This window comes from Streptococcus sp. HMSC061D10 (assembly GCF_001808865.1).
Taxonomy (GTDB): Bacteria; Bacillota; Bacilli; order Lactobacillales; family Streptococcaceae; genus Streptococcus.
In genome coordinates, this window is sequence record NZ_KV795020.1 from 119,473 (window position 1) to 130,530 (window position 11,058).

Annotated in this window: 6 protein-coding genes; 1 reads left to right on the forward strand and 5 read right to left on the reverse strand. The window is 42.4% G+C overall.

The window, feature by feature from the left end:
* Positions 1 to 11: 11 nt before the first annotated feature.
* The 4 genes from HMPREF2728_RS07250 to HMPREF2728_RS07265 all read right to left on the reverse strand — a co-directional run bounded on the left by HMPREF2728_RS07250 (position 12) and on the right by HMPREF2728_RS07265 (position 8,687).
* The gene (locus HMPREF2728_RS07250; RefSeq protein WP_075227496.1) at positions 12 to 1,250 is read right to left on the reverse strand and encodes a restriction endonuclease subunit S; all 1,239 of its coding nucleotides are present in this window, start codon (positions 1,248 to 1,250) and stop codon (positions 12 to 14) included.
* A complete protein-coding gene (locus tag HMPREF2728_RS07255) occupies positions 1,243 to 2,847 on the reverse strand; it encodes an HsdM family class I SAM-dependent methyltransferase (RefSeq protein WP_075227497.1) in 1,605 nt (534 codons plus the stop codon). The genes HMPREF2728_RS07250 and HMPREF2728_RS07255 overlap by 8 nt, the downstream gene beginning before the upstream one ends.
* Positions 2,847 to 5,909, reverse strand: coding sequence for a type I restriction endonuclease subunit R (locus HMPREF2728_RS07260; RefSeq protein WP_075227498.1), 3,063 nt, complete (start codon positions 5,907 to 5,909; stop codon positions 2,847 to 2,849). Before HMPREF2728_RS07260 ends, HMPREF2728_RS07255 begins: the two co-directional genes overlap by 1 nt.
* 132 nt (positions 5,910 to 6,041) lie before the next feature.
* Positions 6,042 to 8,687, reverse strand: a complete 2,646-nt coding sequence (locus HMPREF2728_RS07265; RefSeq protein ID WP_075227499.1) for a DEAD/DEAH box helicase family protein — start codon at positions 8,685 to 8,687, stop codon at positions 6,042 to 6,044.
* Between the two features lie 136 nt (positions 8,688 to 8,823).
* Between HMPREF2728_RS07265 and HMPREF2728_RS07270 the strand changes: the two genes are divergently transcribed.
* The gene (locus HMPREF2728_RS07270) at positions 8,824 to 9,444 is read left to right on the forward strand and encodes a TVP38/TMEM64 family protein (RefSeq protein ID WP_045763499.1); all 621 of its coding nucleotides are present in this window, start codon (positions 8,824 to 8,826) and stop codon (positions 9,442 to 9,444) included.
* A 286-nt stretch (positions 9,445 to 9,730) separates the two neighbouring features.
* Here the strand turns inward: HMPREF2728_RS07270 and HMPREF2728_RS07275 are convergent, their stop codons facing one another.
* Entirely contained in the window at positions 9,731 to 10,885 is a 1,155-nt protein-coding gene (locus tag HMPREF2728_RS07275; RefSeq protein ID WP_075227500.1) for an MFS transporter, read from the reverse strand.
* Positions 10,886 to 11,058: the final 173 nt, after the last annotated feature.

An 11,058-nucleotide genomic window follows, 5' to 3' on the forward strand; every position in this document is an offset into this window, starting at 1 on the left:
CTTAAAATATCTTAATCTGTATAATTTTCCACCTTCACCTGTCCATTCATCAGCATTGGCAAGAGCCAATCGCGAAGTTGGGTAAGTTCTTGGTTTTGTTTTAATAATAATTGTATTTTTCTATCTACCGAATATGCGTAATCGAAAAATTGTTCCATTAAACCAATTGGTGGTTGCGCAATGTGATAGTTAGTAACAAATGAATCAAACAGTAGGTTTTTTATCCCACTTGTCTTTCCTTCCCAACTAAATAAAACACCATTGTCATATAGATTTTTCCATTCATATACAAAGTTATAGAAGGTTTCTTGTTCTTTTAGTGAAACCGCCTTGCAGAAATTTGAACAGATTAAAGGTAAATCAAATCGATTTAATACATTTTCACTGATACCTACTATACGACCTGTAGATTGAGTGGGACTTCCTCCAGATATTTCAATAACAATATCAAAATCTGTCAACAGTTTATTTTTGTTCTTTTCTAGGATAAAACGTGTTGGCATATCTGTTTTCCCATTTCCTGACAAGCCATTTATATCAGCACCACGAATACAATCAACCTCTAATGTATAATTTCCTTCACTAGTCTCTTTCCCCCAATCTCCCGTTTTATTGTCTGAAATCCAACTTGAAAATGTGGTCACTCCCCACCCCTCAGGGATCTCGCGTTTGAGTTCTGGGTTATAGACCATCTTTCCGCCTGATGATTTGTAGGGTTTGCCATTCTGGTCTGGGAAATCAAACTGCACAAACCAGTAGTCATAGAGGGTCTTAGCCATGGCTTCCAACTCTTGGTTGATTTGGTTGTTGATTTGGATTTTCTTATCGATTAAAGATAGAATTTTAATAGTCCTTTGTTGGTATGTTTTATCACGATAAGACCTAACCTTAATCGGATGTAAATGATTTCTATTCATTGTTGGTACACCAGAACCAGATTTTTGATTACCTAAATCCAAATATTGCAATAAATAATATATATATTCAATATCATTCCCTTTAAATTCTTTAACAAAGAGTGAAGTATTGTGAGGGAAAAAATTTTCTCTAATCAAGTGAGGATTACCAACTGTACCACTTCTACCAATTGTAATCCCAGGTCCCTCTACTTTATACTCGTTATGATAGCCTAAGATACCATTTGATGATTGCACCGGATACTTGCCTTCTACAAACTTTGATTTTGGCAAGTCATATCCTCTTTGAAACTCAACTAAATCACCTAGTATACACTCTTCTAACTTACTCATACTTCAACCCCTTCATCTGCTCTTCAATCTCCTGCTCCAATGCATGTGATTGCTGAAAGAGGTCTGAGAGTTTGTTTTGAAAGGCTGTCATCTTGGCTTCAAATTCTTCTGCTGTGATATCTACATAGTCGATCTTGATGTCAAAGTATTGGCCTGCGCTGAGAGAGTAGTTTTTCTCCTTGATATCCTCATAAGAAACGGTGACAGAAAAGTCCTCGACGGCTTCCTTCTTGATAAAGGTCTCAACGATCTTCTGCTCTTCCTCAGAAGACAGCACGGTCTTTTGGTTCTTGCCTTCCTTGACCTTGGTTCCGAGGTTTGAAGCATCGATGAGGACGACATCGCCCTTATTTTTCTTATCGATAAAGAGAATGGAGACATTGGTACCTGTGGTCGCAAAGATATTGGACGGCATAGATACGACACCAGCCAACATTTGATTGTCCACCAAATATTGGCGGATGGTCTTATCAATCCCTGATTGAGCCGTGATAAATCCTGTTGGCAAGACAACGGCTGCTTGACCATCTGGCTTCAAGGAGTAGATGATATGCTGAACAAAGAGCTCGTAAATCGCCATCTTGTCCTTAGACTTGGCTGGAACCTTGGGCACACCAGCAAAGAAACGCTCACTAGCTTCTGGCAAGGTCTCCACTTGGTCACGCCACTCTGAAAAGTCCAGCTTGAAAGGAGGGTTAGACACAATATAATCCATCTTTTCAGGATGACGGTTAGCGGTGATAGTATTTCCCTGTACGATATTGTGAATGGAGTGTTGCAGTCCATTCAAGATGAGATTAAGACGGAGGAGATTCGATGACTTTTGCGATATATCTTGACTATAGACAGTGGTCTTGTCCACACCGATACGACTAGCCAAGTTCATGAGCAAGGTTCCAGAACCAGCTGACGGGTCATAGATCCTCACGTTTTGAGGCTTATCATCTCCCACCAAGATATCGGCGATAATCTTAGCCACAGAGTGAGGCGTATAGTACTCAGCATACTTGCCACCACCGTCTTTGTTGTAGTCCTTGATCATGTACTCAAAGAGGGTAGAGAAAAAGTCAAAGCCTTGTGAGAAAATGATCTCATCAAACTTAACACGCGCAAGAAGATTGATGATGGCCTTTGCGACTTCATTACGCTTACTGCTATCTGAGATAGTATCAGTAATCAAACGCTCATCAAAGAGACGAATGGCTGTGTCGCCGTCTGTATGGACAGAGAAGATATCGTTATTGTCAATAGCGATTTGGTTGAGAGTATTCTCAAAAGTTTCGTAAAAATCAGATTCGTTTTGCTTGCGGTGGAGACTTTCGATCAACTGGTCTGGCTTGAGCCAAGCCGTGCTGGTACCGATATCCTCCAAGAGCCAGTCATAGTCTTCCTCACTCATAGCCAACAAGTTTTCATAGGTGTTGAACTCATCTAGGACCTTGGCTTGATACAAAAACTTGTCATTTAAAAATTTGTAGAGGAAAGACTGGGTGAGGAGTTTATACTCACCTGCTTCTCCTCCTAGTCCCGCGTGGGTAAAGACGGCTTTTAAATCATCTACCAAGCCTTGGACTTGGACTTTGTATGTTTCATTCATTAGTGTTGGTATTCCTCTTCATATCCTTCAAATAGTGACTCGACGATATAATTAAAATCCTCTCTTGTCAAAGCACTTGCAGATTGGTTGGTTTTCATTTCAATCCGAGCTTCTTCTCGAATCATCTTCTTAAGAAAGTCCTCGTTATCGAGCACTCCTTGATTTTGACCGATTTTACGGTCCAGTCTAACTTTAGAACCCTTGATGACATGGTAGATAGCAGGAAACTCACTGACCGTGGTTGAGTTGGTCACGTGCTTATAGGAACGAGCTGCCATCTCATCTCCGTTAAAGTTCATGGTTAGGCGTCTCATACGAGTATGATAATCCTCCACGGACTTAAAGAGTTCTTCATAGTCTTTTTGCGTTTCCTTGATATTTTCCATGGTAAAGCCTTCTTGCCCATGGATGTAATGTTTTTTCATGATGCGCTGGAATTCTTCGTAGAGAGATACCCACTCAGGATCCTTTTCATCGCGTTGGTTCTTAATACCACTGGCAACTCGACGTTTCAAATCTTCCAGGTCATTGGCAGCTAGACGGAGTTCTTCTTCAGCAATCTTGACAAAGTTAAAGCTAGTTTCAGACATGGCAAGATTTAAGAGAGTTCGACTAGAGAAGTCGTCTGGTTTATCGATCAGAGACAGTGTCAGCATCCGTCTAGAGAGGACATTGAGCAGGGTTGCAATCTGAGCAATGTCAATCTGCTCAAGCAGATGTTCATAACCTAAGAGACGGGCAATATTGTAGTACTGCTTGACAGACTCCAAGGCCTTGCGAAGGTCGATTAACTGCTTCTTATCCTTGATATCATTGATGGCTTGGGAGAAGTATTCTAGATTATCCGTTGGATAGTCGATGAGGATATGCTCAGTCTTGCTCAACTCTTGAGAAATCTCATCTGCTGATACAAAGAGCGAGCCAAAGACATCCTCGCCATTTTCCCCAGTCAGAGCCGTATCATACTCTTGGTTGAGTTCTTCCAGATAGGCACGATTGGTCTTGTCAAACTCCTTGGAAATATCCGCAAAGTCAATGACATAGCCAAAGAGATAGTCCTTGTAGGGACGATTGACACGAGTTAAAGTCTGCAAAAGATTGTGAGCCTTGATCTTGCGCCCTAGGTAGAGGCGCTTGAGACGAGGGGCATCAAAACCTGTCAGGAGCATGGAGTAGACGATGATAAGGTCAATCTTTCCTTCCTTGTAGGCGTCTACCTTGTCCTTCTTCTCTTCCTTGTCTCCCTCGTCATGAAGAATGAGAGCTGAGGTCAAGTTGGTTGAACCAGCTTGACGACGTTCATCCAATTGCTTTTCAAGCTCACGCGCCTGCTTGGACGAATCACAAACAATCATGCCACCGATAGTCTGGTCATCAAAGACCAGATCACGCGCACGATTAAAGTCCTCGATGATAAAGTCCAGCATAGGCTCTACGTAATGCGGATGGGCAAAGATATCTTCCTTAGACAGGTCCCCACGTTGGATTTCTTCGTTGATAGATCTGAGATTATCCTTATAAGACGTCTCGATATCTTCTCGCATCAAGCGTAGGGTAAAACCGTCATCTATAGACTGGTTGTAGTAGTATTTGTGGATATAATCCCCAAAGATATCACGTGTAGTCGCATGACTTTCCTTGGTCTTGCCATCTTTCTTATAGGTGATCAATGGCGTTCCGGTCAAGGCAATCTTAATAGCCTTGGTATCTGCCTGATAGAGATTTGGCAGGTAGGAACCACGTTCATTGTAGGAACGGTGGGCTTCATCGATAAAATAGACATTTTGACGATTGAGGTCATAGCCAGAGCGGTCAGTCAGGTCTGAATCATCCTTAAATTTCTGGATATTAACCACAGCCACATCATAGCCGTCTTGTTTTTGATTGAGTTCTCGAGAATTGTTGATACGCTTCACCTTGAGCCCTCGTTTGGTAAACTCTTTAAAGGCTTGGTCTGCCAAGTCCAGACGATCGACGACAAAGTAAAACTGAGGAACAATTCCCTGTTTTGAGAAATAGTTGGTCAGATAGCGGATATTGAAGAAAGCCAAGGCAGTTTTACCTGAACCTTGGGTATGCCAGATGACTCCCTTCTTGACACCTTTTGCAATCGTTTCTTCGATGGCACGTGTCGCGAAATACTGAGGATAGCGCATCACATGCTTCTGCAGTTGCATCTGCCCATCCTTGCTTTGTTCTTCAACATAGACCAGACCAAAATGAAGCATAAAGAGCAAGCGTTCCTTCTGGTACAAGGAAGATAGAAAGGCATTACAAGGTGTATCAGGGTTCAGGTTTGTTGTAAACTCTGGTTGAGATTTGAGGGCAAAACGATTCATATCTTCTAAGACGAAGTCAATTTGGTTCTCCGTTAGCGTGGCAAAGGAATGAAGGAAATCTTCTTCTCTTTCTTCCTTGAAGGCATTAAACTTGGTTTTTGAATAGGCGTTCGAACCGTAATAAGAACCCTGTTTTTGCTGACCTTGGCCACTGATGTAAGGCAAGTTATCAGAGAGGGCTATCAACTGGGTGATATTGTTGAAGCGACGGAACTTACGATTTTCAAAACGGTATCTGGTTCTGTCTTGCTCAGACTGGATTCCAGTCTTCCCATCTCGGACAGCATTTGGCTGTTTGACTTCGATATAAGAAAGAGGCAAACCATTGATAAAAATAACAATATCTGGGCGGAATTCATCCTGACCATTTTGGCAAGTAACTTCAAGGGCTAGATGGAAGGTATTAGCTTCAGGATTTTCCCAGTCAATATAGGTCGTGCTTGTTTCTCCACTGATTCGTTTGTAAAAAGCCCGTCCCAAATCATTTTGATCCAACTCTAGCTTGATGTTAGCAAGTTCTCTCTCGAAGTCTTCCTCTGTCAAGTAGTTATTAAATTTTAAAAATTGCTCCTTAAAAACAGATACAAGGATGTTGGTATCTGGATCTCTTTCTGCAATCTCTTTCCCATTACGAGGAAGATAGGTATAGCCCATACGCATGAGATGCAAGGCTGCTGGGATTTGAACCCTGGTTAATTCAGAAAAATCTTTTCTCTTTGCCATAAAAACTTCCTTTTGCTAGTCAGAATTGTCTATTTTTACTAACAATATCTTTAGACTATCTCTCTAATTTATCACATGGTTAATTATCTATTATTATATCATAGTCCTATCAGAAAAACTTCCTCTCCCTCCCTACTTCAACGCACTTTTTACCTTTTTCTTAGTTATGATGCGGTCATTTTTGTTGGCTAGGGATTTGAGTCGAGCTTCGAGTAAGACTTTTCTGCCTGCTTCGTTGCGGGTGTAGACTAACTGGTAATCACCTAGCTGAGGTGCGATTGCGTCTAGAAAGAGCTGAGCTTCTTCCTTGCGCTTTTCAAAGAGGCTAGGAACTACAAAATACTTGGATTGACCTTCTGGTGCTTTTTTTGCTACTAAGAGGTAGCGTTGATTGTCCACGGGAGCAAAGAATTCGCCCAAGGTCTGAGAGAAGAGCTCCTTATCTCGCATACTGCCACCTTTTAGATAGGCAAAAACGCAATAGCTATCCTTATCTTCTTCCACCTGCACGCGCGACCGATCATCAGAAAGATGCCCCATCTTTAGCATGGCATTACGAATACCTTCACCCACCTGACGTAGGCGTACATAAGGACTCTTGTAAAAGAAGTAACGAACCAGAGCAATAGTAAGCAAGACAAGACTAATAGCCGTTAACCAAGCCAGACGAATACCATTTGTTTTAAAGAGATAGAGGAGGAGATTAACTGCAATCAATAAGAAAGAATAGCGAACCCACTTTTCAGCATCCACTAGTGTCAAGAGAGGGATTTGCTTACGATCCGTCGCTACCTCATTGACAATCTCCAGTTTATCCGCAACTACTAACGCCTCCTGCCATTTTTTGCGAAGGGAGCTACGGTCCTTGGACAGTTCCTTGATTTTCTGATTATAGGCTTTAATCTTACTTTTCTTAAAAGGAGCTTTAGGAAAGTCCAAGCGATCCAGCCCTGTCTCGATGGTATCCTCCTTATAGGACAAGCCAAGGAAATGGTCCATACGACGGGCGAGGGTTTGTAGGTCTTGATAAGGATTGAGGTCTTGTTCTTCTTGATCCTCCTTAGAAAAGACTGGATTTTTGTAAGGTTTGATAGCGACCAGATGCCAGATATTGCTAGTCTTTTCTGGATGGCCTGACCAGACACGAATGGCACGCCCTCGCATCTGATTGCTGAGCATAAAGCTTCCCACAAAACTACCTAAGATCAGAGAATTAACACATGGAGCATCCCATCCTTCACCTAAGAGAGACTTGGTCCCGACTAAGACCTGGATAGAACCACGTTGGAAGAGCTCGGTCACTGCTGCGACCATCCCCTTAAAGCTGGATGGAAAACCTACTTGGAGATAGGTCCCTTGGTCAAGTTTTCCGATGGCAGAGAAGGTCAAGCTAGTGTTTGGGATGAGTGCTTCGAGTTCAGCCTTGACACTGGCAGGTATGATAACCACACTTCCCGAAAGGACTGCTATAGGGACAGAAAGACCTTGCTTTTGTGCACTTCTGCGAATGGTTTCAAAGTAAGGAAGGACACCTAATTGAGTGATGGGTGCTTGATCATCCCCTAGATAGTTAGTAAAGTCCTTACGAATATAGTCTGCTAGGACTAGTTGTCTCAAGTTTTTTCCGAGGCTAGCATACTCGGTCGCAAAGATATCAGCAATTCCAGATAATTTCCCCAATGATTGGTTGAGGATTTGGTCATTGGCCTTGGATTTGACCAAGAAAACCTGACGTTTTTCAATCAGTCCTCTTGATTTCAGTTCTGCTTCTATTTTTTTCTTTGTCTCCTGCGGATCCTCATACCAGTCAGGAGTCTGATATAGAAGGCCTTGCAAGAGGACTTCGAGCCAGTAGTAATTGAGGGCAGGCAAGCCTTCAGCTCCCAGTAAATCTCGTAGATGCTTGGGAATTTCCAGCTTTTGCGCTTGTAAATAAATGAGGAGAGCTGAGAGATACTTGGGATCCTCAAGGAGCATATCCGCAGAAACTTCCCCTTTGAGAACCTTGGAACTCCGAATCAAGTCTTGGAAGTCAGGATCAACGACTATTTGGCTGACATACTGCCACTTGGTGTCTTCAAACTCTTCCAAGCGCTTGTCCTCTTCCTTAGTCGGAAAACAGATATAGACAAAGTCCTGATGAGGGCAAAGAGTGTCTTCCTTGACCAGTTCTGGCACTGTGATTTCTTGGTCAATCTCGCCACACATCTGGAGATAGCGATCCCAGAGTTCTGGTTCACTGTCATAAGGCGGTGTCGCAGTGAGAGAGATGACTTGCAGTTGCTGGTAGTTTTTACGGAAGTCTTCTAGACTTTTCCACCATTCATTTCTCAAGTGATGGCATTCGTCCAGACAGAGGGTTTCAACGCCCCTTTCCTTGAGGCTGGCAAGCAGGTCAAAGCCGACAAAGTCCTCAACCTCGCCGTTATCTTCTTGAGACTGGACCTGTTGCATAGCACTGTGAAAAGCTTGGTAGGTAGCGATGGTGATTTGCTTCATGTCCTTGAGATTTTGAGACACGAGACTTGTGACCTGGTTCTCATCCTCTAAAAAGGCCTGGCGAATTCTATCCACCCATTGTTCCCGAATGGTAACCGTCGGTACCAAAACGAGGGCAGGCTTATCAAAGCGAGCAATCAACTCAATCCCAATGGTTGTTTTACCAGAACCTGGTGCTGCCACCATGTGGACATGCCCATCTGCTTGGTATTCTTGGAAGTTATCCAAAACCTGCTTTTGATAGTTGCGCCAAGTGCCATTAAACTTCAATCCTAACATGATGTTCCTCATTCTAAGCTGTCATTTTCTTATTCCCATTTTACCATACTTGAGACTAAGTCACACGAAGTTTCCCATATAGTCTTTCTCCTTAAAATATGGTATAGTAGAATCATACTACACAAGAGGAGTTTACATGTCACACGATAAAGAAATGAAAGCTGTTTCTCCCCTTCTACAGCAAGCAATCAATATTTCTTCCATCATCGGTGGAGTTGGTACTTTGATTTTCTGTATCTGGGCCTATCAGGCTGGAGTCTTGCATTCTAAGGAAACCCTATCTGCCTTTATCCAACAGGCCGGTATCTGGGGGCCACCACTCTTTATCTTTTTACAGATTTTGCAGACGGTTGTTCCTATCATTCCTGGTGCTCTGACATCCGTTGCCGGTGTCTTTATCTACGGGCATATCGTGGGGACGATTTACAACTATATTGGTATTGTTATTGGTTGCGCCATTATCTTTTACTTGGTGCGTCTCTACGGAGCCCCCTTTGTTCAGTCTGTCGTCAGCAAGCGCACCTATGATAAGTACATTGGCTGGTTGGATAAGGGCAATCGTTTTGACCGTTTCTTTATTTTTATGATGATTTGGCCAGTTAGCCCAGCGGACTTTCTCTGTATGCTGGCTGCTCTGACCAAGATGAGCTTCAAGCGCTACATGACCATCATCATCTTGACCAAGCCCTTTACCCTGGTTGTTTACACTTATGGATTGACCTACATCATTGATTACTTTTGGCAAATGTTCGCCTGACCACTAAAAAAAGGTTGAGCAAAAACTCAATTTTATACTCAATGAAAATCAAAGAGCAAACTAGGAAAAGCCGCAGGCTGCTCAAAACACTGTTTTGAGGTTGTGGATAAAACTGACGAAGTCAGTAACATATATACGGCAAGGCGACGTTGACGCAGTTTGAATTTGATTTTCGAAGAGTATTATCAGAAAATGAAAAAAATAAAACGCATAATATCGAGGCTTTTCAACACCTGATAGTATGCGTTTTTCTGATTGTAATAACTTTTTGCCCAGCCTCTTTTTGTTAACCTTCTTTTTTCAATAGGAGAGAAACAAGGATTGATGTCACAATCATCCATGCTCCTAGAATGATAAAAGTCATTCGACCATCTGTAGTCACCAAGCCAATCCCTGAAAGAACAAAAGGTGTTAACGAAGCACCAAAACTACATCCCAAAACAGCATAGGAAGTTGCTTTGTTGAGAAGTTTTGCTGGGATTCTTTCAGATATCAATTGAAAGACTGTCGTAAGAGCGATGCTGTAGGAAAATCCTCCTAAGACCGAACCTGCAACCACCACCCAGAGTGATGGGGAAAGAGCAATGATGATTTGCCCGATACCAAAGGTTACACCCGCAACCAATAACAATTTTTCCTTAAAGGCAGAGATGAGGAAAGAAAAGCTAATTCCCGCCAGAATCCCAATCAACTGCATGGCACTGAGTACCAGGCTCGACAATTGAGCATCTCCAAAGCCTGCCTCAATCATGAGACTAGGAATACGGAAGGTAATGGCTGTATTGGTACATACAATGACTGCAGCCCCGATGGCTAGAAAGAAAATCAACTGTTTCATAGAACGAGTCAATCTTACTACTTCTTCTGTCTTTTGCTTGGACTCATGAACTTCTTCTTTGTTATAAGGGACAAAGAGAAGGAAGAGTACAAGAACCACTAGACCTGCTGCATAGACTAGGAAGGTTGCGGTCCACCCAAAGGCCAAAAGTTGACCGACTGCCAAGGTCAAGATAGAGGCTCCCACCACCTCAGCTGAGCCACGAAAACCAAGCATCTGGATACGAGTTTTGCCGTGGTATCGTTCACTGATGATAGAGATAGCCTTGGCGTTTAGCATCCCCACACCAATCCCAAATAGCAAGCGTGTCGCAAAAACAAAGTAATAACCCTGATACCAGAAAGGAGCTGTTCCACTGATTGATAAAATCAAGAGTCCCAAGGTTAATTGGAGACGTTCTGGAAAAAGTCGTTCTAAAACTCCATTTAAGAGGAGCATGGCCATAATTCCAAAGGAAGGGAGGCTGACCAAGAGCTCGACCTGACCGGTCGAATAGCCCTGATAATAGTCAAACATGGCTGGTAGGGCACTTGATATTGAAAATGATGTGATTAATACTAACGACAGGGAAAGTATACTCACTTTTTCCAAAAATTGTTTCATTTTATCCTCATTCATTATTTATGTTAAGTCAAAAGAGCTAGATATTACTGTAGAGATAAAAGTTATCTTTCATCTAGTCCCTATCACTCTTTTATCAAAAAGGTCCTTTCCTATCATACACTGTTTCCCAAAAATTGGCAAGCAACTGATACTCAATGAAAATCAAAGAGCAA